Source organism: Achromobacter sp. NFACC18-2, assembly GCF_900108985.1.
Taxonomy (GTDB): Bacteria; Pseudomonadota; Gammaproteobacteria; order Burkholderiales; family Burkholderiaceae_B; genus Achromobacter.
In genome coordinates this window covers 93,386-120,207 of sequence record NZ_FNYM01000020.1, presented here as the reverse complement: position 1 = coordinate 120,207, position 26,822 = coordinate 93,386, and the positions used below count along the sequence as shown (strand labels likewise).

General features: G+C 68.6%; 25 protein-coding genes. 10 read left to right on the top strand and 15 right to left on the bottom strand.

Going from position 1 to position 26,822, the window contains the following annotated elements; all coding sequences use genetic code 11:
* The first annotated feature begins 75 nt into the window (after positions 1-75).
* A complete protein-coding gene (locus tag BMW75_RS25365) occupies positions 76-1,623 on the top strand; it encodes a MocR-like pyridoxine biosynthesis transcription factor PdxR (RefSeq protein ID WP_092582353.1) in 1,548 nt (515 codons plus the stop codon).
* A gap of 82 nt (positions 1,624-1,705) precedes the next feature.
* Here the strand turns inward: BMW75_RS25365 and BMW75_RS25360 are convergent, their stop codons facing one another.
* The 11 genes from BMW75_RS25360 to xsc all read right to left on the bottom strand — a co-directional run bounded on the left by BMW75_RS25360 (position 1,706) and on the right by xsc (position 14,830).
* A complete protein-coding gene (locus BMW75_RS25360) occupies positions 1,706-3,145 on the bottom strand; it encodes an NAD(P)/FAD-dependent oxidoreductase (protein WP_371467618.1) in 1,440 nt (479 codons plus the stop codon).
* Positions 3,146-3,153: 8 nt separating this feature from the next.
* A complete protein-coding gene (locus BMW75_RS25355) occupies positions 3,154-3,546 on the bottom strand; it encodes a nuclear transport factor 2 family protein (protein WP_092582351.1) in 393 nt (130 codons plus the stop codon).
* 120 nt (positions 3,547-3,666) lie between these two features.
* Complete coding sequence (locus BMW75_RS25350; RefSeq protein WP_092582350.1) at positions 3,667-4,671, bottom strand: CobW family GTP-binding protein; 1,005 nt, start codon at positions 4,669-4,671, stop codon at positions 3,667-3,669.
* Position 4,672: 1 nt separating this feature from the next.
* Positions 4,673-6,328: an amidohydrolase gene (locus BMW75_RS25345; RefSeq protein WP_092582349.1), complete on the bottom strand. Its 1,656-nt coding sequence runs from the start codon at positions 6,326-6,328 to the stop codon at positions 4,673-4,675.
* Positions 6,329-6,406: 78 nt separating this feature from the next.
* Positions 6,407-7,429 carry an ABC transporter ATP-binding protein gene (locus tag BMW75_RS25340; RefSeq protein ID WP_092582348.1) on the bottom strand — a complete coding sequence of 341 codons (1,023 nt, stop codon included), beginning with the start codon at positions 7,427-7,429 and terminating at the stop codon, positions 6,407-6,409.
* On the bottom strand, positions 7,426-8,427 hold the full coding sequence (locus tag BMW75_RS25335; RefSeq protein WP_175493264.1) for an ABC transporter ATP-binding protein: 1,002 nt from the start codon (positions 8,425-8,427) through the stop codon (positions 7,426-7,428). The genes BMW75_RS25340 and BMW75_RS25335 overlap by 4 nt, the downstream gene beginning before the upstream one ends.
* Complete coding sequence (locus BMW75_RS25330) at positions 8,424-9,326, bottom strand: ABC transporter permease (RefSeq protein WP_371467615.1); 903 nt, start codon at positions 9,324-9,326, stop codon at positions 8,424-8,426. The genes BMW75_RS25335 and BMW75_RS25330 overlap by 4 nt, the downstream gene beginning before the upstream one ends.
* Positions 9,323-10,291 (bottom strand): ABC transporter permease, encoded by a 969-nt coding sequence (locus tag BMW75_RS25325; protein WP_092582346.1) that lies wholly within the window; start codon positions 10,289-10,291, stop codon positions 9,323-9,325. Before BMW75_RS25325 ends, BMW75_RS25330 begins: the two co-directional genes overlap by 4 nt.
* An 11-nt stretch (positions 10,292-10,302) precedes the next feature.
* Positions 10,303-11,880, bottom strand: coding sequence for an ABC transporter substrate-binding protein (locus BMW75_RS25320; RefSeq protein ID WP_092582345.1), 1,578 nt, complete (start codon positions 11,878-11,880; stop codon positions 10,303-10,305).
* 124 nt (positions 11,881-12,004) lie between these two features.
* Positions 12,005-12,925 carry a bifunctional enoyl-CoA hydratase/phosphate acetyltransferase gene (locus BMW75_RS25315; RefSeq protein ID WP_092582344.1) on the bottom strand — a complete coding sequence of 307 codons (921 nt, stop codon included), beginning with the start codon at positions 12,923-12,925 and terminating at the stop codon, positions 12,005-12,007.
* 93 nt (positions 12,926-13,018) lie between these two features.
* A complete protein-coding gene (gene xsc, locus BMW75_RS25310; protein ID WP_092582343.1) occupies positions 13,019-14,830 on the bottom strand; it encodes a sulfoacetaldehyde acetyltransferase in 1,812 nt (603 codons plus the stop codon).
* 161 nt (positions 14,831-14,991) lie between these two features.
* Here xsc and BMW75_RS25305 point away from each other — a divergent pair, with 161 nt between their 5' ends.
* Positions 14,992-15,750, top strand: coding sequence for an IclR family transcriptional regulator (locus tag BMW75_RS25305; protein ID WP_092582342.1), 759 nt, complete (start codon positions 14,992-14,994; stop codon positions 15,748-15,750).
* Positions 15,751-15,807: 57 nt separating this feature from the next.
* Here BMW75_RS25305 and BMW75_RS25300 read toward each other — a convergent pair whose 3' ends face one another.
* Positions 15,808-16,257: a hypothetical protein gene (locus BMW75_RS25300; RefSeq protein ID WP_092582341.1), complete on the bottom strand. Its 450-nt coding sequence runs from the start codon at positions 16,255-16,257 to the stop codon at positions 15,808-15,810.
* Between the two features lie 190 nt (positions 16,258-16,447).
* Between BMW75_RS25300 and dbpA the strand changes: the two genes are divergently transcribed.
* The 5 genes from dbpA (at position 16,448) to BMW75_RS25280 (ending at position 20,903) form a co-directional block, all read left to right on the top strand.
* Entirely contained in the window at positions 16,448-17,836 is a 1,389-nt protein-coding gene (dbpA, locus tag BMW75_RS25295; RefSeq protein ID WP_076521248.1) for an ATP-dependent RNA helicase DbpA, read from the top strand.
* Between the two features lie 191 nt (positions 17,837-18,027).
* The gene (locus BMW75_RS25290) at positions 18,028-18,435 is read left to right on the top strand and encodes a DoxX family protein (RefSeq protein WP_076521249.1); all 408 of its coding nucleotides are present in this window, start codon (positions 18,028-18,030) and stop codon (positions 18,433-18,435) included.
* A 254-nt stretch (positions 18,436-18,689) separates the two neighbouring features.
* The gene (locus tag BMW75_RS29565; protein WP_175493263.1) at positions 18,690-18,848 is read left to right on the top strand and encodes a hypothetical protein; all 159 of its coding nucleotides are present in this window, start codon (positions 18,690-18,692) and stop codon (positions 18,846-18,848) included.
* A gap of 31 nt (positions 18,849-18,879) precedes the next feature.
* Entirely contained in the window at positions 18,880-20,286 is a 1,407-nt protein-coding gene (locus BMW75_RS25285) for a YXWGXW repeat-containing protein (RefSeq protein ID WP_092582340.1), read from the top strand.
* A gap of 80 nt (positions 20,287-20,366) precedes the next feature.
* The gene (locus BMW75_RS25280; protein ID WP_092582339.1) at positions 20,367-20,903 is read left to right on the top strand and encodes a peroxiredoxin; all 537 of its coding nucleotides are present in this window, start codon (positions 20,367-20,369) and stop codon (positions 20,901-20,903) included.
* Positions 20,904-20,942: 39 nt separating this feature from the next.
* Here the strand turns inward: BMW75_RS25280 and BMW75_RS25275 are convergent, their stop codons facing one another.
* On the bottom strand, positions 20,943-22,391 hold the full coding sequence (locus tag BMW75_RS25275) for a CoA transferase (protein WP_092582338.1): 1,449 nt from the start codon (positions 22,389-22,391) through the stop codon (positions 20,943-20,945).
* 305 nt (positions 22,392-22,696) lie between these two features.
* Here BMW75_RS25275 and phrB point away from each other — a divergent pair, with 305 nt between their 5' ends.
* Positions 22,697-24,115, top strand: a complete 1,419-nt coding sequence (phrB, locus tag BMW75_RS25270; protein ID WP_092582337.1) for a deoxyribodipyrimidine photo-lyase — start codon at positions 22,697-22,699, stop codon at positions 24,113-24,115.
* Between the two features lie 92 nt (positions 24,116-24,207).
* Complete coding sequence (locus tag BMW75_RS25265; RefSeq protein WP_092582336.1) at positions 24,208-25,248, top strand: methyl-accepting chemotaxis protein; 1,041 nt, start codon at positions 24,208-24,210, stop codon at positions 25,246-25,248.
* A 48-nt stretch (positions 25,249-25,296) separates the two neighbouring features.
* Here the strand turns inward: BMW75_RS25265 and BMW75_RS25260 are convergent, their stop codons facing one another.
* Complete coding sequence (locus tag BMW75_RS25260; RefSeq protein WP_092582335.1) at positions 25,297-25,629, bottom strand: tetratricopeptide repeat protein; 333 nt, start codon at positions 25,627-25,629, stop codon at positions 25,297-25,299.
* Between the two features lie 161 nt (positions 25,630-25,790).
* Between BMW75_RS25260 and BMW75_RS25255 the strand changes: the two genes are divergently transcribed.
* Entirely contained in the window at positions 25,791-26,282 is a 492-nt protein-coding gene (locus BMW75_RS25255; RefSeq protein WP_092582334.1) for a glutathione peroxidase, read from the top strand.
* Here BMW75_RS25255 and BMW75_RS25250 read toward each other — a convergent pair.
* Positions 26,279-26,746, bottom strand: a complete 468-nt coding sequence (locus BMW75_RS25250; protein WP_076522129.1) for an Lrp/AsnC family transcriptional regulator — start codon at positions 26,744-26,746, stop codon at positions 26,279-26,281. The two genes, BMW75_RS25255 and BMW75_RS25250, sit on opposite strands and share 4 nt — an antisense overlap.
* Positions 26,747-26,822 lie beyond the last annotated feature (76 nt).

Here is a 26,822-nt window from a genome sequence, read left to right as displayed (position 1 = left end):
CTCCTTTATCCTGAGGCAGGAACACCGGGCGCGGCAGCGCGCGTCCATTCGTGCCGCAGTCACAAGGAGCCATCCATGTCCAGCCAGGCCTCGATGCTCAAGCCTGTGTTGTGGGAACGCCTGTTCGAAAAAGCCAGCGCGCCCAACCTCAGCCTGCAGGGGCGCGTGCGCCAGATGCTGGTGTCGGCCATCCTCAGCGGCCACCTGCCGCCCGGCATGCCGGTGCCTTCCAGCCGCTATCTGGCCGACCAGCTTCGCATCGCGCGCAACACCGTCGTGTTCGCCTACCAGCAACTCGTGTGCGAAGGCTATCTGGTGTCGCGCGAGCGCAGCGGCCACTTCGTCAGCGACAGCGTCATGCAGGGCCACTCCGGCCCGGCCGCCGAAGCCGCGCCCGCGCACGCCAGCGAGGCCGGCGGCGTGCGCTGGAACGAGCGCCTGCGTTTCCGGCCCTCGCGCCAGCGCAACATCACCAAGCCGCGTGACTGGCAGAAGCAGCCCTACCCCTTCGTCTACGGCCAGTTCGACCAGGACCTCTTTCCCACCGCCGAATGGCGCGAATGCTGCATCAAGGCCCTGTCGGTGCTGGACATCCGGAGCTGGGCGCCCGACCTCATCACGCATGACGACCCCGCGCTGATCGAACAGATCCGCACGCAGGTGCTGCCGCGCCGCGGCGTCTGGGCTGATGCCGAAGAAATCGTCATCACCGTGGGCGCGCAGCACGCGCTCTACCTGCTGGCCGACCTGCTGGTGAACGAGGACACGGTGGTCGGCATGGAAGATCCGGGCTACCCGGACGCGCGCAACATCTTTGCCAGCCACACGCGCCACCTGCTGCCCCTGCCCGTGGACGAACAGGGCCTGCGCACCGGCACGCAACTGCTGGGCTGCGACTACCTCTTCGTGACGCCGGGGCACCAGTGCCCCACCACCGTCACGCTGTCCATGGAACGCCGCGCCGCCCTGCTGGCGCTGGCGCGGCAGGCCGACAGCCTGGTCATCGAGGATGATTTCGAAAGCGAAAGTCGCTGGGGCGAAGGCGCGATTCCCGCGCTGAAAAGCCTGGACCGCGACGGCCGCGTCATCTACGTGGGCAGCCTGGCAAAGTCCTTCGCGCCGGGGCTGCGCATCGGCTATATCGTCGCGCCGCCCGAACTGGCGGCCGAACTGCGCGCGCTGCGCCGCCTGATGCTGCGCCACCCGTCGGCCTACATCCAGCGCGCGTTCTCGCTATTCATTTCGCTGGGGCATCACCACGCCCTGCTGCGCCGCCAATCGCAGGCGTACCAAAAGCGCGGCATCGAACTGGCGCAGGCGCTCGCGCGGCATCTGCCGGATTTCAAGCCCCTGCCCATCACCGGCTCGTCCTCGTGCTGGCTGCAAGGCCCGCCATGGCTGGATGCCATGGCCTTGTCCGAGGCCGCGCTGGCCGAAGGCGTAGTGGTGGAGCCGGGCGACGTGTTCTTCATGGACGGCGCGAACGCGCCCCGCAATTTCCTGCGGGTGGGCTTCACGTCGATCCGGCCCGAGCATATCGAACCGGGCATCGCACGGCTGGCCAAGGTGGTTGAGGGCCAGCGCCGCGCGGCGCAGGACCTGGCCGAGTGCCCGGGGGCCTGACGCCGCTCGAGGGTCGGGTGTCTGACACCCGCGAGAGACGGTCTTCATGCCGCGGGTGTGCCACAAGGGTGTCAGACACCGCCTACAGCAATTCGTCGCGCAGGTAATACCACCGATACAGCAGTCCCTGCCCGATCCTCCGGAACGGCGCGAACAAGTGCCCGGGCAAGGGCGTGTCGTAGATCGGCAGGTTCCAGGCGATGCCGTCCTTGCCCATCATGCGCTGCGCCAGGCGCCGGCCGGCGTGGGCCGAGAACGCGACGCCGTTGCCGCCGTAGCCGAAGGCGTAATACACCTGTTGCGCCGGATCCGGCTGCGTCACGCGCGGCATCATGTCGTGGCTGACGTCCACCCAGCCCCACCACGAATAGGCCACGTCCACGCCGCGCAGCGCCGGGAACTTGCGCGCCAGCCCCTCGCGAAGCAGCGCAAGGTGACGCGGGTTCTCGGCGTCCGCCCCGCGCAGCGCGCTGCGGCTGCCGATCTGCATGCGGCCGTCGGGCAGCAGGCGGTAATAGAAGCGCAAGGTCCGGGTGTCGGTGATGAACACCGTGCTCTTTAACCCCGCCGCCTCGCGCTCGGCGGGCGACAGCACCCGCGTCACCATGGAGTTGGACAGGACCGGCATGATCCGGTTGTCCAGCAGCCGGTTCACGCCCTGCGCGGTGTAACCGCCGGTGGCGAACGCCACGCGCCGCGCGCGCACCGTGCCGGCGGGGGTCTGCAGCCGCACCATGCCGTTTTCCATGCGCCAGCCCAGCACCGGGCTGGACGGATGGATGCGCACGCCCAGCGCCCGCGCCTGGCGCAGATAACCGTAGGCGAGCTTGAGTGGATGCACGCCTACGCCGTCCGGCTCGTGCATCGCGCCCACCGCCTCGCGATCATCCACATAGCGTTCCCGCAGTTCGGCGCGGGTCAGCATTTTCACGTCGTAGCCGAAGGTCTCGCGCATCACGCGGGCTTCGTTTTCCAGGAAGGCCATTTTCTTCTGGCGATGCGCCGTGTACAGATGGCCGCCGGGCTGCGCATCGCAGTCCACCTGCGCCACCAGGCTCTTCCAGTATTCGAAGCCCTCGCGGATCTCCGCATCCAGCCGCTTGGCGGTGTCCAGGCCCCAGCGCGCGATCCACTGCGAGCGGTACAGCCGCCCGGACGCATTCTGGCCCTGGCCGCCGTTGCGGCTGGTGCAGCCCCACACGGCGCGGTTCGCCTCCAGCACCACGGCCTTCACGCCGAAGTCGCGCGCCAGCGTCAGCGCCGCCGACAGGCCCGTAAAGCCCGAGCCGACGATCACCACGTCGGCGTCGATGTCTCCGTTGATGGGCCCGTCGTCCTCGGGCGGCGCGCCGGCCGTCGCCACCCAATAGGTGGGCGCGTAGTCCTGGCCCTGGCCGGGCGGCGACACCAGCGGGTCGTAGGCCGGGTCATAGGCCGGCGCGTAGGCCGGGTTGCATGCGTTGTGGGCGGCGCCGGGCGCGGGCGCCGGGCGGGGAATGCCGGCCGACATTTGCGTATCCATGGCGTCGTCTAGGTCCGGGCAGGCAAGGCCGGACGCTGCTTGCGGAAGGCGTTTTTCACGCGGATCCTGCCGTCCTTGAAGGTGAAGACATCGACCATGTCAGCCTCGATCCGCGATCCGTCCGCCGCCGTGCCGCGGAACGTGGATTCGGACACGCCGCGATCGCCGGCCACCCAGTGCCGGCCGTTCTCCCATTGCGCATCCGGGAAATTCTTCCAGGCCGCGGCAAACGCCGCGCGCACCGCGTCCGGTCCCAAATGGCGGCTGCCGTACTGTTCGGGTCCGCCCACGGTCTCGAACACGCAGTCGTCGCTCATGAACGACATCAGGGCGTCGATGTCGTGCCGGTTCCAGGCGGCCGCAAACTCGGCCAACATGTCCACGGTGACGGTCTTTTGCATTGCCTACCCTCCTTCTCTGGCGCGGCGCGAGATGCGTCCACGCTGAACCCTCAAGGTACGTGCGGGGCATGCCGGGGACTAGGACCAGACGCGGGGAATCGCTTGCACCAGAAACCGGCGCTAGCGCGCGTGCGCGGCCTCCGGAGCCGCCACCCCGGCCTCCGGCATCGCAGCCGGAGCGAGCGACGCGGCGATGCAATCCAGATCGATTCCCCCGCGCATGCCGATCAGCACCAGCGACGGCGCCTGCACGCCAGCCGGCCTGCGCGCCTGCGTGTCAAAGCGCACGCGGCGTCCGGCCAGTTGCACCAGCACCCAGCCGTGGCGGTCGGTGCGGACCCAACCCTTGGCGCGCAGCACGTCGCGCGGCAGTCGCCGCAGGCGCGCGGCCAGCGCGTCGGCATCCAGCAGCGCGGGCGCGCGCCATAACCAGCCCTGGAACGGATGCGCCGGCGCGGTCGGATCGAGCCGCGGCGCCGCATGCGCGCACCGCCCATCGCAGACGTGGTCCGCGCCGCCGTGTCCGGCATCCGGCGCCGCGGCCTCGCCGCTCAGATACCGCAGGTCCATCCGCCCCTCGTGGGTCTCGACGACGGGCGCGCCGCCGCTCGTCTCGCGCAGCCAGGCACGCAACGCCGCCAGGTCGGCGGGCGAAGCCAGGTCGGTCTTGTTCAGCACCAGCAGGTCCGCTGCCCGCAGTTGCCGCCGCACGGTATCGGCCAGCAGGGGATCGCCCGCCGCGTCGCGGATGCCGCCGGCGTCCGCCAGCACCACCACGCCTTCCAGTTGCAGCAACGGGTCGGCCATGCCGACCTGCGCGATGCGCCCCGGGTCGGACACGCCGCTCGCCTCGATGACGATCCACTCCGGCAAGGGCTCCAGCGCCAGCACGCGCGCCAGCGCATCGTCCAGCCCGCCCACCATCGAGCAGCACACGCAGCCGTTGGCCAGCCGGATCACGTCGTCGGCGCGATCCGCGATAAGACCCGCATCGATGTCCACCGGCCCGAAATCGTTGACCAGCACCGCCGCGCGCCGCGCACTGGCCGCCAGCACATGGTTCAGCAAGGTGGTCTTGCCCGCGCCCAGGAAGCCGCCCACCACGGTCAGCGGAATGCGCGCCATCTCACGCTTCCCGCAGCGGCAGCGGATGCCCGCCGATGACCGTGCCCAGCACCTCCAGGTCCTTCAGGTCCTTGGGCGCCACGGCGGTGGGATCGTCCCGCAGCACGCAGAAGTCCGCATGCTTGCCGACTTCGATGGATCCGACCAGATGGTCCATGTGCAGCGTATAGGCGGCGCCCAGCGTGATGGCGTGCAGCGCCGCGTCGACGCCGATGCGCTCGGATTCGCCCAGCACGCGGCCCGAGGCCGTCTGCCGGTTCACGGCGCACCAGGCGGTGAAGAGCGGTCCCAGCGGCGTGATGGGCGCGTCCGAATGGATGGCGTACGGCACGCCGGCGCGCGCGGCCGATGCGCAGGCGTCCATGCGGTTGGCGCGGTCCGGCCCCATGGTCAGCGCATAGTGCGCGTCGCCCCAGTAATAGATGTGGTTGGCAAAGAGGTTGACGCACATGCCCAGGCTGGCCATGCGGCGGAACTGGGCGGCGTCGGCCATCTGGCAGTGCTGCAGCGTGTGGCGGTGGTCGCGGCGCGGGGTGCGTTGCAGCGCGCGGTCCACGGCCTCGATGGCAAGCTGCGTGGCCTCGTCGCCATTGGTGTGGATGTGGAGCTGCGCGCCCGCGTCGTGATAGGCCTGCACCATCGCATCCAGCTCCGAGGGCGCGATGACCCAGATGCCGTTGGGCGCGCCGTTGTAGTAACCGGGCCAGCGCACCCGGGCCGTGAACCCCTGGATCGATCCGTCGACCACCAGCTTGACCATGCCCAGGCGCAGCTTGCCGTGGTTCAGGCGCCGCGCCGCCGCCAGCTTCTCCAGGCAGCGCGCGGGGTCGCCCGCATAGGTCAGCGCGGACGCCGCCGGCACGATGCGCACCGGATAGTCCGGCTCGGCCGTGACTCGCGCCAGCGTCGCCAGCCCGTCGTCGTTCAGCTCGTTGACCAGGTCGGTGGCGGTGGTCACGCCCGCCCACTGCGCCACCTTGCCGAACATCCGCAGGCCCTCTTCGGTCAGGCCCACCGTGCGAAACGGGCTGCCGATCAGCCGCATGACCGGGAACATGGCCGCGAACTCGCAGAGCTCGCCGCTGGGACGCCCACCCGCCAGCCGCGCCACGCCTTCGATGTCGGTGTCGCGGTCGATGCCCGCCCGCGCCAGCATGGGCGTGTTGACGTTCATCAGGTGCATGCTGGCGTGCATCACCACCACGGGCCGTTCGGCCGAAACGGCATCCAGGTGGTGGATGCTCATGCGGTCGCCGCCGAAGAAGATGGGATCGAAGCCCCAGCCGATCAGCGTCTCGCCCGGCGCCAGCGACCGCTCGGCCTCGCGCAGCCGGCCCGCCACCTCCGTGAAGCTTTTCAGGCCCGGCCACAGCGTGCCGTCCGGCCCGCGCCGGTCGTAATAACCGACGTACACGAACTTCCACATCCCGCCTTCGGGCAGGTGGCAGTGCCCCTCCACCAGTCCCGGCATCAGCACGCTGTCCGCAAACCGGTCGTCGACCCGCGCCGGCCCCCAGCCGGCCAGGTCCTCGCGGCTGCCCACGCCCAGGATGCGCCCGTCCCGCACGGCGACGTGGGTCGCGCGCGGCTGCGCGGGGTTCATGGTGAGGATGGATCGTGCGACGTAGAGGGTGGTCTGGCCGGAGGGCGGATTCATCGGGTTTCCTTGGCGGTATGGGGACCTGGGGGTCGGGACGCGGGGCGATCTGCGGGCCGGACGGTTCGCATGGCCGGTTCAGCCCTGCAGCGGCGACAACGTCACGCCGTCCCGCGTCTCGACGAAATGGCAGGCCACGTGATGCGCCGGCGCGACTTCCCGCAACTCGGGTTCGCGCGTGGCGCACAGCGGCTGCGCGGCCGGGCAGCGGCCGGCGAAGCGGCAGCCCGGCGGCGGGTTGACCGGGCTGGGCGGATCGCCCGACAGCCTGACCCGGCGCGCGGCCGTTTCGCGGCCGCCCTTGACGGTGGGCACGGCGGACATCAGCGCCACGCTGTACGGATGCAGCGGCCGCGAGAAAAACGCGCGGCGCGAGGCCCGTTCGATGATCTTGCCCAGGTACATGACCGCGATGTCGTCGCACACATGCTCCACCACCGCCATGTCGTGCGAGATGAAGAGAAACGACTGGCCCTGCTCGCGCTGGATCCGGCGCAACAGGTTCAGGATCTGCGCGCGGATGGCGATATCCAGCGCGGACACGGGCTCATCGCAGACGATCAGGTCCGGCGCGCTGGCCAGCGCCCGGGCAATGTTCAAACGCTGGCGCTGGCCGCCGGAGAACTGGTGCGGGAACAACTGGCGCTGCTCGGGCCGCAGTCCCACCAGCTCGAACATCAGCGCCACGCGCGCCTCGCGCCCGCCGGGCGGATCGATGCCCATCAGGTCCAGCGGCGTGCGCACGATCTCCTCGGCGCGCTGGCGCGGGTTGAGCGACGAGTAAGGGTCCTGGAAGACGAGCTGCAGGCGCCGCCGCATCCGCCGCAGCGCCGACCCGCGCATCGCGGTCAGGTCGTTGCCGTCGAAATGGATACTGCCGCCCGTGGGGTCCGCCAGCCGCAGCACCGACAGCGCCGTGGTGGTCTTGCCCGAACCGGACTCCCCCACGATGGCCAGCGTGCGGCCGCGTTCAAGCTCGAACGACACGCCGTCCACGGCCCGCACGACCACCGGCGTGCCGTCGCGCCCGCGGCCGCCCACCGGAAAATGCACCGACAGGTCGCGCACCGACAACAGGGATGATGATTGCGCCTGGCTCATTGCGATGCCTCCGGGTAAAGCCAGCAGGACACGCCCTGGCCGCCGTCCAGCACGGCCATGGGCGGAAACTCGCGGCTGCAGCGCGCCATGGCATGGTTGCACCGGTCGACGAAGGGACAGCCCAGGCCGCGCTCCCAGACCGACGGCACGACGCCGGGAATCTCGGGCAGGTCCGGCCGCTCGTCGCCGGGCTCGCGGTCCAGTTCCGGCAGGCAGGCGATCAGGCCCTGCGTGTACGGATGGCGCGGATGCGCCAGGATCTGGCCGACGCTGCCCTGCTCCACCACGCGCCCGCCGTACATGACCACCACGCGATCCGCCATCTCGGACACGGCGCCCATGTCGTGCGTGATCAGCAGCACGGCCGTGCCGCGCCGCGCCTGCTGTTCACGCAACAGGTCGAAGATCTGCGCCTGCACCGTCACGTCCAGCGCCGTCGTCGGCTCGTCGGCAATGAGCACGTCCGGGTCGCAGGCCAGCGCGATCGCGATCATCACCCGCTGCCGCATGCCGCCCGACAGCTGGTGCGGGTAATCGTCCACGCGCCGCTCCGGCAGCGGAATGCCGACCGACTTGAGCATGTCGATGGCGCGTGCGCGCGCCTGCGGCCGGGTCAGCCCCTGGTGCAGGCGCAGCGGTTCCGCGATCTGGTCGCCCACCGTGTACACCGGATTGAGCGCCGTCATGGGCTCCTGGAAGATCATGGAGATGTTGTTGCCGCGCACCCGGCGCATCGCCTCGTCATCGTGCATGGCGAGATCCGCGCCGCGCAGCCGCACCCGGCCCGCGCCGATCCGCGCCAGCGGCGGAATCAGCCGCATGATGGCCAGCGCCGTCATGCTCTTGCCGCAACCGGACTCGCCGACCAGGCACAGCGTTTCGCCCGGCCGCAGCGCGAAGCTCACGTCGTTCAGCACCTCGGCCGCGCGGCCGCGCGTGTGGAACGCCAGGCTGAGGCCGTCCACTTCCAGCACGGGAGTCCTATCCACGGCGTTCATGCCCGCCCCCGGGAGTTCGGATTGAGGGCGTCGTTCAGCCCGTCGCCGATCAGGCTGACGGCCAGCACGGTCAGGAAGATGGCCGCGCCGGGCAAGGTCACCGCCCACCATGCCGTCAGGATGTAGGGGCGGTTGCTGCCGATCATCAGCCCCCAGCTCATCACGTTGGGATCGCCCAGCCCCAGGAACGACAGGCCCGCCTCGAACAGGATCGCGGTGCCGATGGCCAGCGTGGCCGACACGATCAGCGGCGCCAGCGCGTTGGGCAGGATCACGCGCCAGATGATGCGCGCGTCCCCGGCGCCGATCACCCTTTCCGCCAGGACGTACTCGCGCCGCTTGAGCCGCAGGAACTCGCCGCGGGCAAGGCGCGCGGTGCCCGTCCAGCTGACCACGCCGATGGCGACCGCGATGGTGGCCAGCGACGGTGTGAACAGCGTCACCAGCACCATGGCAAAGAGCAAGGTGGGCAGCACCTGGAAGAATTCCGTGATGCGCATCAGCGTTTCGTCGATCCAGCCGCCGTAGTAGCCCGCCAGCGCGCCGATGGTAATGCCGATGGCCATGGACAGCACCGCGGCCACCACGCCCACCAGCAGCGTCGCGCGCCCGCCGTAGATCATGCCGGTCAGCACGTCGCGCCCCAGGTAGTCCGACCCCAACAGCATCTCGCCGCCGGGCGGCTCCATGGGCGCCGCGGCAATCTCGAACGGATCGGCCTGCATCGCCATCGGGCCGAAGATCGTCAGCGCCAGGATCGCCGCCAGGAGCAACACCCCGGCCAGCGCGCTGGGGTTGCGCGCAAAGACGCGCAGCGCCTCGTAGGACGGCCGGGGCGGCGGCTTGGGCCGGGCGTCGTTGCGGGCAGCGGCGGGCATGGCAATGGGTGCGGGTCTCATGATGTCTTGATCCGGGGATCGATCAGGCGGTAGGCCAGATCGGTAAGCTGGTTCATCACCACGACCAGCAACGAGGCAAAGAGCAGGATGCCGAGCAGGGTCGGATAGTCGCGGCGCAGCACCGAGTCGAACGCCAGGCGTCCCAGCCCCGGCCAGTTGAAGACCGTCTCCACCAGGATCGCCCCGGCCAGCACGTTGCCGAATTGCAGGCCCAGCATGGTCACCACCGGCAGCACGCCGTTGCGCAGCGCGTGCTTGTAGAGGACGGTGCTTTCGGGCAGGCCCTTGGCGCGCGCGGTGCGGATGTAGTCGGCCGACAGCGCCTCCATGACGCTGGCGCGCGCCAGCCGGCTGTACTGCGCCAGGTAGACGAACGCCAGGGTGAAGGCCGGCAGCACCAGGTGGTGCAGCACGTCCAGGACGCCCGCCCACCCGTCCTGCGGACCGCCCGCCGATCGCATGTCGGACACCGGAAAGATCGGCAGCATCGAGGCAAACAGGATGATGAGGATGATGCCCGTCCAGAACACCGGCGCGGAATAGCCCACCACCGACAGCAGCGTGATGCCCTGCGACAGCGCGCCGTTGGGCTTGCGGGCGGCCAGTGTGCCCAGCAGCGTGCCGACCAGGAAGGCGGCGCTCACCGACGTCACCACCAGCAGCAGCGTGGCGGGCACGCGGTCCCAGATCAGTTGGGCGACGGACACATTGAAGAAGTAGGAATAGCCCAGGTCGCCCCGCAGCACCTGCGACAGGTAGATGCCGAGCTGCGTGAGGAAAGGCTTGTCCAACCCGTACTGCACGCGCAACTGGGCGCGCAGGTCTTCGCTGATGCCGCCCATGGACCCCGCGATGGTCTCCACGGGGTCGCCCGGCGAAATGTGGATGAGCAGGAAATTCAGCGTCACCACGGCCAGCAGCAGGATCGCGGCGTAGGCCAGGCGGCGCGCGAGATATCGCAGCATGACGGCTCCCGCTACTGCACGGTGGTCTCATCCAGCGGCGACAGCATGCCCCATATGCCGGTGGGCAGGCCGTGCACCTTCTTGGACGACAGCGTGTGGTACGGGATGACGGTCAGGAAGTCGATGGGCACGTCCTCGGTGACCAGGCGCTGGAACTCGGCGTACAGCGCGCGGCGCTTTTCCAGGTCGGTTTCGGTGCCCGCCTGTTCCAGCAGGGCGTCGACCTTCGGGTTCTTGTACGACTGCGTGTTGGTCCAGATGATGTCGCGGATGTTGGACGACATGTAGGTGCGGTGCACGCCGATGACCGGATCGCCCCAGTTGAAGACGATGTCGGTGGTCATGTCGAAATCCTTGCCGGCGATGCGCTTGGCCCAGGTCGGGAAGTCCGGCGACGCGCGCACCTGCACGTTGATGCCCACCTTCTTCAACTGGCTGCGCAGGTACTCCGCGACGTTCTTGCCCTGCACGTCGCTGCCCGGCATGTAGTCCACCGTCAGCGTCATGCGCTCGCCCTTGTCGTCCTTCTTGAAGCCGGCCTCGTCCAGCAATTGGCCGGCGCGTTTCAGGTCCAGCGGATACTTCTTGACGTCGTCGCTGGCGAACGGGCTGGTGCCCACGATGGGGCCATGGGCCGGCGCGGCAAACCCCGCGTTCAACGCCTTGGTGATGAAGCCCTTGTCGGTGGCATAGGCAATGGCCTGCCGAACCCGCACGTCGTCCAGCGGCTTGCGCGCCGTGTTGAACGCCAGCCAGCTCAGCGCGCCGATGCCTTCATAGCCCTTGCTGGTCATGACGATGGACGGGTTGTCCTTGGCGCGCCGCAGGATGGTCGGCTCGGTCATGAAGGGCAGCGCGCCGATGTCGCCCCGCTCCAGGCCGATCAGCAGATTGGTCGCATCGGGATTGATCTTGACCACCACGCGGTCCAGCAGCGGCTTGCCCTTCAGGAAGAACTTGTCGAAGCGTTCCAGCACGATCTCCTGGCCCGGCTTGAATTCCTTGAAGATGAACGGCCCCGAGCCCACCACGTCCGCGGAGTTCCTCGGGTGCGTCTTCAGGTCCTGGCCGTCGCCGTAGATGTGCTTGGGCAGCACCGGCATCAGCGCGGGCGACAGCGCCAGCAGGATCGCCGGATGGGGCTTGCTCATGCGCAGCACGGCGGTGCGCGCATCCGGCGTGTCCACGCGCTCGACGGGCGCGAACATCGTCTGGAAGGGATGGTTCTGCTTGACCGCCATGATGGAGAACGCGACGTCCTCGGACGTCACGGGCTTGCCGTCGTGGAACACCGCGTCGCCGCGCAGGTGCAGCGTCAGCGACTTGCCGTCCGGCGCCAGCTCCCAGGACTCGGCCAGATAGGGCTGCGGCTTCCAGTCCGCGTCGTAGCGCAGCGGGCTGGCAAAGAGCTGCGAACTGGGCAGCGCCGTGGCGGTGCCCGACTGCACCGCACCGTTCAGGTGCCGCGGCACCTGGGTGGAACCGATGACCAGCGTGCCGCCCGGCTTGGGCGCATCCGCCGCGGCGGCGCCTCCCGCCATCGCGAACACCGACAGAATCGTGGCCAGGCCGAGTCTTGCGCTGCGCATGTGCTACCCCTTTGATGTATAGGCGTGGACCATTCATGGATGGCTTGCGGACTAGCGTAGTCATCCCCTGGATGCGCGCTTAGTACCAAACCGCCGGACTTGGTGGTGCCAGGACCGTTCGCGGTCAACTGGCAAGCGCGCGGGCGTACAGCGCGGCGACGGCGCAGCTGTTGACGCGCGCCTCCATGGAATCGGAGCGGCTGGTCAGCAGCACCGGCACACGCGTGCCCAGCACCAGGCCCGCCGCGCCCGCGCCCGCCAGCCAGGTGAGTTCCTTGTAGAGCATGTTGCCGGCCTCGATGTCGGGCGCCAGCAGGATGTCGGCGTCGCCCGCCACGCGCGACACGATGCCCTTCTGGGCCGCCGCCTCGCGCGAGATGGCGTTGTCGAAGGCCAGCGGCCCGTCGATGTCGCCGCCGCGGATCTGCAACCGGTCCGCCATCTTGGACAAGGCCGCCGCATCCAGCGTGGCCGGCATGGCGGGGTTCACGGATTCGGTGGCGCACAGCACGGCCACTTTGGGCCGCTCCACGCCCAGCGCGCGGGCCAGGTCGATGGCGTTCTGCGCGATGTCCGCCTTTTCCTGCAGCGAGGGCGCGATGTTGACGGCGGCGTCGGTCAGGATCAGCAGCTTGGGATAGGCGGCCACGGCCATCACGAAGGCATGGCTGATGCGCCGGCCCGTGCGCAGGCCCGATTCGCGCGTCACGACCGCCGCCATGAAATGGTCGGTGTGCAGGCTGCCCTTCATCAGCATGCTGACGGCGCCGTCGCGCGCCAGCGCGGCGGCGGCGCGGGCGGTCTGCAGCTCATCGTCCGGGGCGTCGACGATCTCCATCGATCCGGGGCGCATGCCTTCCTGCGCCATCAACGCCGCCACGCGGTCCGCCGGCCCGACCAGCACGGGCTCGATATAGCCTGCCTCGCCGGCCTGCGCGGCGGCGCGCAGGCTCACGGGGCACAGCGGGTACGCCACCGCGGTGCGCAAGCGCCCCGCCGCCAGCGCGGCGACGCGCAGCGGCTCGAACAAACGGTCGAATGCCATGTCTTTGCTCCTGCCGCGGGCGCGCGCGCCCGGTGGATGACCGGCGCGACCCGGCGCCCGATGCCACGCCCCGGGCCGCGCCGCGCGCGCCGGTCAGCGTCCGGCCGGCTCGATTGAGAGCGGCACCTCGCCGGCCTGGAACGGCTGGTTCACGTACTTGCGGTACTTGTCCAGGAACCGCACCGGCTGCTTCAGGGCGTCGCGGCGGAACGGGTCGCCCAGCTCCTGGCTGACCATCATTTCCAGCACGGTGGTCTTGCCTTCCAGCTGCGCCTGGCAGGCGGCCTGCAGCGCGGCGCCGACCTGATCGGCGTGTTCCACGCGGATGCCCTCGGCGCCCATGGCGCGCGCCAGCTCCGAGAAGTTCGGATTGCGCAGATTGCTGCCCACGAAACGCCGGCCGTAGAAGTCGACCTGGTTCTTTTTCTCGGCGCCCCACTGGCCGTTGTGGAACACCACCGCGGTCACCGGAATCTGTTCGCGCACGCAGGTCAGCAGCTCCTGGAAGCTCATGCACCATGCGCCATCGCCCACATAGGCCACCGCCGGCCGGTCGGGCCTGCCCAGCTTGGCGCCGATCAGCGCGGGCAGCGCATAGCCGCAGTTGCCGAAGCTCATGGCGGCCAGCATGGAATTGGGCTCATCAAAGCGCAGATAGCTATTGGACACCGAGCAGATGTTGCCGATGTCGGTGGACACCATCACGTGCTTGGGCATTGCGCGTTCCAGCTCGCGCAGCATGCGGCGCGGATGCATGCGGCCGCCGCCCTGCTCGATGATGTCCAGGCTCCAGTCGTCGCGCTCGTGCGACCAGCCGTCCAGCTCCTGTTCCCACTCGGACTTCTGCGCGGAAATCTCGCTCGCGCGCTGGTCCTTGGTGCGGATGCAGGCCACGTCCCGCTGCTGCAACCGGGCCGTCAACGCCGCGGCCGCCGGCTTGGCGTCGCCGCAGATCCCCACCGACACCGGGCGCACCAGGCCCAGCATCCGGTGGTCGGCGTCGACCTGGATGATGCGGGCATTCTGCGGCCAATATTCCAGGCCATGCTGCGGCAAGGTGCCAAAAGGCCCCAGCCGCGTGCCCAACGCCAGCACCACGTCCGCCTGCGACAGCAGCTTCATGCCAGCTTTGGCGCCCTGGTATCCCAACGGGCCGCACCACAGCGGATGGCTGGCCGGGAAAGCGTCGTTGTGCAGGTAGCTGGTCACCACGGGCGCGCCCAGCAGCTCGGCCAGCGCCACGCATTCGGCCTGTCCGTCCGAAAACAGCACGCCGCCCCCCGCCACGATGACCGGGAATTTCGCCTCGGCCAGCATGCGCGCCGCCGCTTCCAGGTCCTCTTCCGCCCCCGGGCCGCGGCGCACGCGGCGCGGTTCGGGGATGGCCACGTCGATCTCGCCGTAGAAATAATCGCGCGGGATATTGAGCTGCGCGGGGCCGCGTTCGGCCATCGCGTTGTCGAACGCCTTGGCCGTGAATTCCGCGATGCGGTCCGGACGGTTCACGTGCGCCTGGTACTTGGTGATGCGGGAAAAGATCGGCAGTTGCTCGGTCTCCTGGAAGCCGCCCAGGCCCATGCCCGAAGTGCCCGTCTCGGGCGTGATCGCCACGACCGGGCTGTGCGCCCAGTAAGCGGCGGCCACGCCGGTCACGAAATTGGTGATGCCGGGGCCGTTTTGCGCGATGCACACGCCGTGCCGGCCGGTCACGCGCGAATAGCCGTCGGCCATGTGCGCCGCGCCCTGCTCGTGCACCGTTGGCACGAAGCGGATGCCGGCCGCGGGAAACAGGTCCAGCGCGTCCATGAAGGCCGAACCGACGATGCCGAAAACATCCTTGACGCCCTGCGCGACCAGCGTCTCGACAAACGCTTCGCTGGGGGTCATGTGTTGCTTGCTGCTCATGGTCTCTCTCCTGGCGGGCCGGCGCTCGTCCGATTGCTCATTGGCCGGTGTGATCCGATACTGCGCCAGAAATCCGCGGGTTCCCACCCCTTGCCGTTTCATTTTCTGCATTTTCTGTGCGAGGATGGGCAGCCATTCGCCGAATCTTCAAATATTGAAAGATGAAAGACGAATCCTCCGCCGCGCTGCGCGCGCTGGCCTTGCTGGAACAGGTGGCCCGCTCCGCCCAGCCCGTCTCGCTGGCCGAGCTGACCGACGCCACCGGCCTGCCTAAGCCCTCGGTGCTGCGCATCCTGTCGCGCCTGGTCGACGCCGGCATGCTGCTGCGCGAACCCGTGGGCAAAAGTTATGTCAGCGGCCCGCGCCTGGGCGCCCTGGCCCGCGACACGCTGCTGAACTCGCCGCTGCGCGGCGAGCGCCACCGCATCCTGGACAGCCTGGTCGACGAAATCGGCGAAACCTGCAACTGCACCATGCTCGACGGCGACGAGGTCATCTACCTGGACCGCGTGGAAACCGCCTGGCCCCTGCGCGTCAACCTGCAATCGGGTTCGCGCGTGCCCCTGCACTGTTCGGCCAGCGGCAAGCTGTTCCTGGCCTACATGCGCCGCGAAACGCGCCAGCGCCTGCTCGCGGCGGCCGCGCTGCCGCGCTACACGCCCAATACGCTGTGCGACGTGGCGGCGCTGGAAGAGGAACTGCGCGTCATCAGGAAAGAAGGCGCCAGCTTCGACCGGGAAGAATTTTTATTGGGGATCGTCTGCATGGCGGTGCCCATCCTGCACGGGACGCGGGCCATCGCGGCGGTGGCGCTGCATGCGCCGGTCGCCAGGCTGACCATCGACGGCGCTCGGGCATGGCTGCCGCGGATGCAGGAGGCGGCGCGGGCCTTGGCGGGGACGTATCAGGCCACGGACTAGGCGGCCGTCCCCGATACGCCGCCCGTTGGCCAGGAGGCAGCGATCAACGGCCGGGATTCACGCGCCGAGCAAAATTCCAAGCCGGCTGTTCCACGTGTCGCCATAACCCTTGCCCACCACGGGAATACGGATCAAGGGTCTCTTGAGATCGTTGGTGGAAAAATCGAAGTGGACATTCTCGAACGACAGCGAGTTGTTGCCGGACTTCTCCGTCCACTTCAGTTGCCAACGCCGGATATACGAAAACTCGAACACTTCGCCTGGATCTTTCGCCCCCGAAACCATGCAGATCTTCTGAGTTTGCGGATCGAACGCGATGACAAACTTCTTGTTCTTGTCGCTCAGGATCAGTTCGCTATCGACGCTGGTTTCGGGAAAAGAGGTGCCCAGCCGTTGGTTGTGTTCGCGGAACTTCGCAAGCAGGGCTTTGTGCCGCTTTTGCTGCCGGTGAATGGCCCAGGCGATCAAGGCGACGATCGTCAGGATGATGGAGATGATATTGAACATGGCGATGCCTATTGGGTGGCTTATGAAAGCTGCATCGGCATTAACGACTGGCGGGAGCAGAACTTTAATCAGCCGCCCTTAATCAGCCGGTGTAAGCCCCCTCGCCGCCGAATCAGGTCCTGGCACCCCGCAGGGCTTAAACTATCTCCCTATTCAGCCTTCCCCCGATCCCCCCCGGGATCCGCCCCCCGTGACCGACACCGCCTTCTCCACCCTCCCCCTCCTGCCCGCCCTGCTCGACAATCTGCAAAGCCTGGGTTTCGAGCAGATGACGCCCATCCAGGCGCAAGCCCTGCCCCTGATCCTGGAGCGCCGCGACCTGATCGCCCAGGCCAAGACCGGCAGCGGCAAGACCGCGGCGTTCGGGCTGGGCGTGCTCCAGAACCTGGACGTGAACCGCCTGGCGCCGCAAGGGCTGGTCGTCTGCCCCACGCGCGAACTGGCCGACCAGGTGGCGCAAGAGCTGCGTCGGCTGGCGCGCCTGATTCCCAACGTGAAGATCCTGACGCTGTGCGGCGGCGCCGCGGCGCGGCCGCAGGCCGAATCGCTGGCGCGCGGCGCGCACCTGGTGGTGGGCACGCCCGGCCGCATCCAGGACCACCTGGCACGCGGCAGCCTGGATCTGGCGGGCCTGAACACGCTGGTGCTGGACGAAGCCGACCGCATGGTGGACATGGGCTTTTACGACGACATCGTCGCCATCGCCTCGCACTGCCCCACCAAGCGCCAGACGCTGCTGTTTTCGGCCACCTACCCCGACAACATCCGCAAGCTCAGCGCGCGCTTTCTGCGCAACCCGGCCGAGGTCAAGGTAGAGGCGCAGCACGACGCCAGCCGCATCGAGCAGATCTTCTACGAGATCCGCGAAGACGAGCGGCTCGACGCCGTGGTGCGGCTGCTGGCGCATTTCCGGCCGGCGTCCACGCTGGCCTTCTGCAACACCAAGATCCGCAGCCATGACCTGGTCGAACGCCTGCAGGCCGAAGGCATCAGCGCGCAGGCGCTCAATGGCGACCTGGAACAGCGCGAGCGCGACGAGATCCTGATCCAGTTCGCGAATCAGAGCTGCGCCGTGCTGGTCGCCACCGACGTGGCCGCCCGCGGCTTGGACATCCAGAACCTGGGCGCCGTCATCAATGTGGACGTGACCAAGGACACCGAAGTCCACGTCCACCGCATCGGCCGCAGCGGCCGCGGCGACCAGAAGGGCCTGGCGCTCAGCCTGTGCTCGCCCGAAGAAATGCGCTGGGCCAACCTGATCGAGCAATACCAGGGGTCCCCGCTGGTGTGGGGCGACCTCAAATCGCTGCGTCCCAAGGCCGACCGGCCCCTGCGCGCGCCCATGATCACGCTGAGCATCCAGGGCGGCAAGAAGGACAAGCTGCGTCCGGGCGACCTGCTGGGCGCGCTGACCGGCGACGGTGGCCTGACCTTTGAACAGGTCGGGAAAATCAACATCACCGAATTCACGTCCTACGTTGCGCTGGACCGCCAGATCGCCAAGCAGGCGTTTGCGCGGGTCTCGAACAGCAACATCAAGGGCCGCCGGTTCCGGATGCGGTTCCTGGAAGAATTCTGATGCCGCGGGCGCGGCCCGCCATGGCCGCGCCCGCGCGCAACGCTTGATGGTTTCGCTCGGGCTTTGCCATAATGGCGCGCCTGCACGCCGGTAAGCTGCCATTCAGCTTGCCGGCGGGCGCGGAACCAAAGGCAAGCGGCGCGCTCCAAGCAGCGCGCTGTCCCCCTTAACCATCACAAGAGAAACTCACCATGATCAAGTCCGACGACACCGGCAAGCTGATCCTGCGCCTGACCCTCGGTATCCTGATTCTGCTCCACGGCCTGGCCAAACTGACCGGCGGCGGCGTCGGCGGCATCAGCGGCATGCTGTCCTCCCACGGCGTGCCGGGGTTCCTGGCCTACGGCGTCTACGTGGGCGAGATCATCGCTCCCGTCCTGCTGATCATCGGCGTCTACACCCGCCTGGGCGGCCTGATCATCGCCATCAACATGCTCGTCGCGATCCTGCTCGCCCACAGCGGCCAGATCGGCAGCATGACCAACAACGGCGGCTGGGCACTGGAACTGCAAGGCATGTTTCTCTTCACCGGCCTGGCGATCGCCTTCATGGGCGCCGGCCGCTTCAGCCTGGCCGGCAACGGCGGCCGCTGGAACTGAGGCCTGGCGCCATCCCGCCTGCGGCGCAACGCCGCGGGCGCAAAGTCGCCTCCCCGCAGGGACCGCATACAGCGGTCCCTTTTTTTACACCATTGATACGAACGACATCGACCGTCACGCCGACGCAAACATCGGTCACGCGAAAGCTGTTTCGGAACGATTACAGTCCCGAACTCGCGGTCGCGGCTGTGGCCTAATCCCCATGAGCGCTATGTAGGCGTGCCTCGCGCCTGGCGCCTGGCGGGAGCCGCAAAATGAAGAAGACTGTGTTGTTGTTGATGGCGATGGCAAGTGCCCTGAGCGGTTGCGTGGTCGTGCCGGCGCGGCCGGCCTACTATCGGCCTGCCCCGGTTTATTACACGCCGCACTATTACTACTACCCGGCCCCCCACTATTACTACCGCGGCTATTGATCCGCGGACCTGCTGCGTCAAGGACATCCCCATGAGCCCTTCCCTCCAGATTGCCCGATGGCGGCCGCTGGCCACCGCAGCCCTCCTGGCGGCCAGCGCGGCGACCGGCGCGGTGGCTAGTGCGCAAACCGTCTACTCCACGCAGCAGGTGGCGGCCCCTTCCGCCTATGAGCCTGTCTACGACGACGCCGACCCGGCCAATGCGAATCTGGCGCTGGTCGATCGCAGTCCGGAACCGCCGCCGCCCCTGCCGGTCTACGTGCAGCCGCCGGCCCCGGCCAATGGCTACCTGTGGGTGCCGGGCTACTGGAGCCGCAACCGCGTCGGCTATTTCTGGGTACCCGGCGCCTGGGTCCCGGCGCCGTATCCCGGCGCGCTCTGGACGCCCGGATACTGGGCATTTTCCAACGGCCTCTATCTCTGGAACCCGGGCTACTGGGGCCCGCACGTCGGTTTCTACGGCGGCATCAACTACGGCTTCGGCTACACGGGACTGGGCTATGTCGGTGGCTACTGGAAGCGCGACCGCTTCTACTACAACCGCTCCATCACCAATGTGAACGTCACCCGCGTGACCAACGTCTACAACCGGAACATCGTCATCAACGACGTGGACAACCGCCGAGTCAGCTACCACGGCGGGCCTCACGGCATCCGCCGCCAGGCTGACCCGCGCGAGCTGGCCGCGCGCCACGACCGCCATTCTCCGCCGACCGACGTGCAGCGCCGGTATGTGCGCGACGCGGGGCGCGACCGCGGACAGTTCTACGAGCACAACAAGGGCCGCCCGCCACAGGCGTATCTGGATCATGCCGACGACGGCAAGCGAGGCCGGCCGGACGGCGGCCGCGATGGGCGGGATAACGGGCGGGACAACGGGCGGGATAACGGGCCAGGCAACGGACGGGACAACCGGCCTGGCGGCAACATGTCCGCGCAGGCGGGCCCCGGCTCGCAGCCAGACCCGCGCCCCCGCGATCCCTCGGCGCGCCAGGACCGGCCGCAGCAGGACCGCCAGCAGCACGACCGCCAGCAGCAAGTGCGCGACCAGCAAGCGCGCGACCAGTTGAAAGCCGACCAGCGGCGCCAGCAGCAGGCCCGGGAGCAACAGGCGCGCGGCCAGCAGGCGCGAGAGCGCCAGCAGAACGACGCCCAGGCCCAGCAGCAGATGCGCCAGCAACAGGTGCGCGACCAGCAGGCGCGGCAGCAACTGCAACGCGACCAGCAAACCCAGCAAGCGCTTCGCGACCGGCGCCAGCAGGAACAACAGGCGCGCCAGCAGCGGGACCGTGACGACCGGCGGCAACAGATGGACCGCGATCGCCAGGCGCATGAGCAGCAGGCCCGCCAGCGGCAGCAGCAGCAGCAGCAGCAGCAGCAGCAGCAGCAGCGCGACCAACCCAAGGGCAACGGCCGCGGCGGGCCCGACCGCGACTGAACTGGACCATCGACCGCCCCACCGCTACAGTAGGCAACTTGCCGCGCCCCGTGCGCGGCACCCGAATTTAGGAGACTCTGATGAAGCGCCTTGCCCCCTGGTTCCTGGTATGCGGCCTGTTGGCCGGCACGTCGGCACAAGCCGCGCTGACCGTGGGCGCCCCCGCGCCGGACTTCAGCGCGCCCGCCTCGCTGGGCGGCAACGAATTCACGTTCAAGCTGAAAGAGGCCCTCAAGCAGGGACCGGTGGTGCTGTATTTCTTTCCGGCGGCCTTCACGCAAGGCTGCACCATCGAAGCGCACAACTTCGCCGAGGCCACGGACGAATACAAGACGCTGGGCGCCACCGTCCTCGGCGTCTCGACCGACGATATCGCCACGCTCAAGAAGTTTTCAGTCAGCGAGTGCCGCAACAAATTTGCCGTCGCCGCGGACAGCGACGGCAAGATCATGAAGGCGTACGACGCCGTGCACGACAGGCGTCCTGAATATGCGCAGCGCGTGTCGTATGTGATCTCGCCCGAGGGCAAGATCCTGTATGAATACACGGACATGAGCCCCGAGCAGCACGTCGCCAACACCATGCGGGCATTGCGCGACTGGAAGGCTGGAAAGTGAAGCACCAGGCGGCCCATCGCGGGCCGCCCCGCCCGGCCGTCAATTGAACGGCCAGACCGTCGGATGCGTGCCCGGAGGACTGGACGGGCGCGTCCATTGCGCCGGCGTTTCCGAAAAGCGCGCGGCATGCCGCATGGCGACCAGTTCGCCAAATCCCGACGGCACGATTTCCATCAAGCCGTCAAAGCCGGGCATCGCACAGCCCAGCCCGCCCTCCACGCGCCCCATTCCCCGCAGCCAGTGCGCCGTCTGGGCGAGCGACACACGCACGTGCCAGCTCCCGCCCTCGGTCGCCTGCCGCGCCAGCGCCACCTGCGCCCCGAACGCCATGAGATAGCCCGAGGCGTGGTCCAGGATCTGCATCGGCATTGGCTTGGGGGCTTCCTGGCCCGCCGCCTGCGCTTCCGCGTGGTTAAACCCCGTGGCCGTCTGCACCAGCGAGTCGAAGCCCCGGCGGTTGGCCCAGGGACCGGCCGTGCCGTAGGCGGTCAGCGACACATACACGATGCCGGGGCGGATGCGCGCCGCATCCTGCGGTCCGAAGCCCAGCGCGGACATGCCGCCGGGGCGGTAGCCTTGCACGAAAACGTGCGCGCTGCGCAGCAGGTTGCCAAGCGCGATGCGGCCGTCGGCCGTGTCCAGGTCGGCCAGCACCGACAATTTGCCGCGGCTGGTGTCGATGATGTTGTCGATATTGGGAAGCTGCGGGCTGTTGACCAGCATGACGTCGGCGCCGTAGGCCGCCAGCGCGCGGCCGCAGACCGGCCCGGCGATGATGCGCGTCAGGTCCAGCACGCGGATGTCCGTGAGCGGACGGGCGTCGTGCGCATATTTGGGCAAGGGGCGAGGATCGGCCTCGCCGATGCGTTCGATGGTCAGCAGCGGCTGCGCGGCCACGGCCTGGCCTTGGGGATGGCGGTCCCATTCCTCGAAAGAGCGCATCGCCGACACCACCATGCCGGCATCGGCGGCCACCTGTTCGAAGTCCAGCGCCTTCCAGCGGCTCAGCGCGCGCTCCACGGCCTCGCGCGTGGCCCCGTCGCCGGTCGGGCAGCCCAGCAGCGCCAGCGCCCCGTCGCGGTGATGCGCGAAATTGGCATGGATCCGCACCCAGCCCCCATCGCCGCAACGATAGACGCCGGTGATGGGATCCCAGATGTTGGGGGTGACGCCGTTGATCGTGAAGTGGCTGCGGCATTCCTGCGCGGCGTGCAGCATGTCCACGCTGACCTGCTGCCGGGCCCCGCCACGCAGGTGGCGGACCTCTGCGGCGGCCAGCGCGGCGGCCGCCATGCTGGCCTGCGCCGCCGTGCCCACGGCAAAAGAGGAAGGAAGGACGGGGTCGGCGCCCGTCAGAACCACGTGCTCCAGCGATTCGTCCGGCAAGTCGACCGAACGCCAGAGTTTCTGCAAGACATCCCGGGACGTCGTGCCGGCGGGGGTGCGTCCCTTCAGAAAGGACGGGCGGAGGTCCATCAGATTTCCCATAGCGTTTGTCTGCTTTAGTCGTTTTCTGCCATTACATGGCGGGGTCCCCCCCGCGTCAATACGCGCCGCGCGCCAGCGTGTTTCATGGTTTGACGGCAGCGTCCCGGCCCGCCGGCGCCCGAGCGCCCGCTCGCCTCTCCCCCCGTCCATGACGCGGCCCCGCGCGGTGCACTGCAGCACCCGTCACATCTCCTCGTAGTTTTTACATCGTCTTCCAGACGCCGGCCAGCCGGCCCGCCCCGCGGCTCGGATAGAATCGCAGCCTCTGCGGCCCGCCTGGCGAGCCCCCTGCCCCTGGAAACCCCATGAATACGCTGCTATGGCTGCGCACCGACCTGCGCATGCACGACAACGCCGCGCTGGCCGCGGCCGCCGAGGCCGGCACGGTCACCGCGCTTTTCCTGGCCGCGCCGGGCCAATGGCGCCAGCATGGCGACGCGCCGGCGAAGGTGGACTTCTGGCTGCGCAACCTGCGCGAGCTCTCCAAGGATCTAGCGCAGGCCGGCATCCCCCTGCGACTGCTGACCGTGGACGATTGGCGCGCCGCGCCGCGGGCCATTGCCCGGTTCTGCCAGGAACACGCCATCGAGCAGGTCCACGCCAACGCCGAATGGGCGATCAACGAACGCCGCCGCGACGAGGCGGTCGGCGCCGCGCTGGAAGAGATCGGCGTCGAATGGACCTTGCACCACGGCGCAACGCTGCTGCGCCCCGGCACCATCCTGACCGGCAAGGGCGACTGCTATCGGGTCTACACGCCGTATGCGCGCGCCTGCCGCGAACGCCTGCGCAGCGCGCCGATACGCCCCATTCCGGCCCCGCACGCCCAGACGCCGCCCCGCTGGAAGGCCGATCCGCTGCCGGACGCGTTTGACGGTTTCGAGCCCCCCGGCGATGCCGTGCGCGCGCTCTGGCCCGCCGGCGAATCCGCCGCCGGCGACCGCCTTGCCGCGTTCACCGACGATGCAATCTACGCCTACAAGGACGAACGGGATTTTCCGTCGCTGCCCGCGACGAGCTGCCTGTCGCCCTACCTGGCCGCCGGCGTACTGTCGCCCGGCCAGGCGCTGCGCGCTGCGCTGGCCGCCAACCAGGGCGAAGTCGACAGCGGCAAGGCGGGCGCCGCCACCTGGATCAACGAGCTGCTGTGGCGCGAGTTCTACCAGCACCTGCTGGCCGCCTATCCGTCCTTGTCCATGCACCAGCCCATGAAGCCGGAAACGGCCGCCGTGCCCTGGCGCGACGCGCCCGATGACCTGGCCGCCTGGCAGCAGGGCAAGACCGGCATCCCGATCGTGGACGCGGCCATGCGCCAGTTGCTGGCGCTGGGCTGGATGCACAACCGGCTGCGCATGGTGACGGCCATGTTCCTGTCCAAGAACCTGCTCATCGACTGGCGCCTCGGCGAGGCCTGGTTCATGGCGCATCTGGTGGACGGCGACCTGGCGGCCAACAATGGTGGCTGGCAATGGAGCGCCTCCACGGGCGCCGACGCCGTGCCCTACTTCCGCGTCTTCAATCCCCTGACGCAATCGCGCAGGTTCGATCCGCGCGGCGTCTTCCTGCGCGAGTGGCTGCCGGAGCTGGCCCACCTGGACGACAAGTCGATCCACGATCCCAATCCGATGGAACGCGCGGCCGCCGGCTATCCGGAACCGATCGTCGACCTGGCGCAGAGCCGCCTGCGCGCGCTGGAAGCCTTCGGCAACCTGCCTGCCGCGTAAGGCGCGCAACGTCCGGGCGGCTTGACCTATGTCAACGCCGCCCCCGCGCCGGTCCCTGATGATGCCCACGGCCATCACAGGACGAACGACGCATGCGCAACAACCAGCCGGTACACGACACGGAATATCTCCTGCGCGACGATCACTTCCTGATCTCCCGCACCGATTCCCAAGGCCGGATCATCTACGCAAACCCGGCGTTCATCGAGGTCAGCGGGTTCTCGCGCGAGGAGCTGGTCGGCGCGGCGCACAACATCGTGCGCCATCCCGACATGCCGCAGGCGGCCTTCGAGGACCTGTGGCGCACGCTCGGGCGCGGCGAGCCGTGGACGGGCATGGTCAAGAACCGGCGCAAGGACGGGGGATTCTATTGGGTGCTGGCCAACGTCACGCCCATCACGGAACGAGGCGTGACGGTCTGCTATGCGGCGGTGCGCGTCAAGCCGTCGCGGGCGCAGGTGCAGGCCGCCGAACAGGCCTATGCGCGGTTGCGCCAGGGCGCGGCCCGCGGCGTCCGGCTGCGAGGCGGACAGGTCCAGCCCACGGGCGTGCGCGCCGCGCTGGCTCGCTGGCGGCCGGAGGGCGTGCGGGCCCGCCTGCTGGCCTGGGCGGCGTTGGCCGCGTCGCTGTTCCTTGGCACCGCCGGCGCGGCGGTGTACGGCATGCGCGACACCCTGACCGCGCAATCGCTGGCCATCGCCACGGCGCTGATCGCGGCGGGCGTCGCCGTGATCCTTGCATCGGGCTGGCATCTGGCGCGATCCATCACCCATCAGCTGGCCCACGCCGCCGACTTCACGCGCCAGATCGCGGCTGGCAATCTCAGCACGGCATTGCCGGGCGGCGCGGCCCAGGACGACATCGGCGAATTGGCGTTCTCGCTGGAAATCATGCGCAAAAGCCTCGTCAGCATGGCCCTGGACGTGCATGCCGGCATCGACCACACCTTTAACGGCGCCCGCGACGCCGCGGACGGCGATGCCAGCCCATCGGGCCGCAGTTCCGGCCCGGCCGGGCAAGCCCAGCGCGCGCAAGGCGCGCACTTGAGGCAAGCCATCGACGTGTTCCGCATCGCGGCCCGGCCGCCGCGCAACCTGCCGGCCCCACCGCGCCGCGGCCCGGAAAAGCCCTAGCATGCCGCGCCCCCGCGACACCGCGGGACGCGCCCGGCGCGCGGCCGATCACGCGCCGGCGGCCGCCTCTTTGTCCAGCCGCTTGATGAACACCTGCAACTCCTTGACCACCTGCTGGTCGCCCCGGGCCTGGGCCGCCCGCAGCCCGGATTCCCAGGCGGCGCGCGCGCCGGGCTTGTCGCCCAGCCCCAAACACGCCTTGCCCAGCCACTTCCAGGCCACGGAGTACGTGGGGTCGAACGCCAACGCCGCGCGCAGATGGACCTCGGCCTTTCCAAACGCGCCCTGCTCCGCGTAGGCCTTGCCCAGCGAAAAGCGCAATAGCATGTTGTCCGTGCCCTTGCCCAGCATCGCTTCCAGGCGCTCGGTCATTCCTTCCATCGTTGGCTCCTTTCAATTCGGGCGGGATCGGCGATAACGCATCATAGGACCGGCGTGGCGGATCCGCGCGAAAGCCCCCACGCCCTCCCCCGGCGCTACACTCGCAAGTCTGCCCCACGCCGGCGCGCCCCGCGCCCGCGCGCCCGACTCCAGGAGCCCGCATGAGCACGATCCATGATTTCTCGCCCCGCGCCATCGATGGCACGGAACAGTCCCTCGGCACTTACCGCGGCCGCGTGCTGCTGGTGGTGAACGTCGCGTCCAAATGCGGATTCACGCCGCAGTACGCGGGCCTGGAGGAGCTGTACCGCGAATTCCACGACGACGGGCTGACCGTGCTGGGCTTTCCGTGCGATCAGTTCGGCCACCAGGAACCTGGCGACGAGACCGAGATCCGCAACTTCTGCAGCACCCAGTACGACGTCACATTCCCGATGTTCGCCAAGATCAACGTCAACGGCCCCGATGCCCACCCGCTCTACCAATGGCTCAAGGGCGAAAAGCCCGGCGTCTTCGGCACCGAAGGCATCAAATGGAACTTCACCAAGTTCCTGGTGGGCCGCGACGGGCGCGTCATCAAGCGCTATGCGCCCACCGATACGCCCGCCAGCCTGCGCGACGACATTGCCAAGGCCCTGTCCGCGCCTGTCTAACGCAGCGGCGGCAGGCGCCGGCGCACGGTGTGCGCCTTGACGATGGCGGTATTGGTCTCGGCGTATTCGGTGACGCGTTCCAGAATGCCGTCCAGATGCGAAATCGACCTGAGCACCATGCGGGCGATGAAGCAATCGTCGCCCGTCACCTTGTCGCATTCCACGAATTCCGGGATCTCCTGGATCAGGCCCTCCACGTGGCGCAACTGCCCGGGCAAGGGCCGGATGCGCACGATGGCCTCCAGCGCATACCCCAGCGCGACCGGATCCACGTCCAGCGTGTAGGCGCGGATTACCCCCGACTCTTCCAGCCGCCGCATGCGATCCGAGACACTCGGCGCGGACATGCCGACCTGCCGCGCCAGGTCGGCCGTGGTGGTGCGGGCGTTGGCCGACAGCATCTCCACCAGGCGGCGGTCGATGCCGTCCAATACCGGACTTTCATTCTTTAGGTCGTTGTTCATAAATTCCACCCAAAAGAAGGCTGAATAACGAAAGTGCCACGACAACATCATATAAGCAGAAAGAATCGCCTGGGAT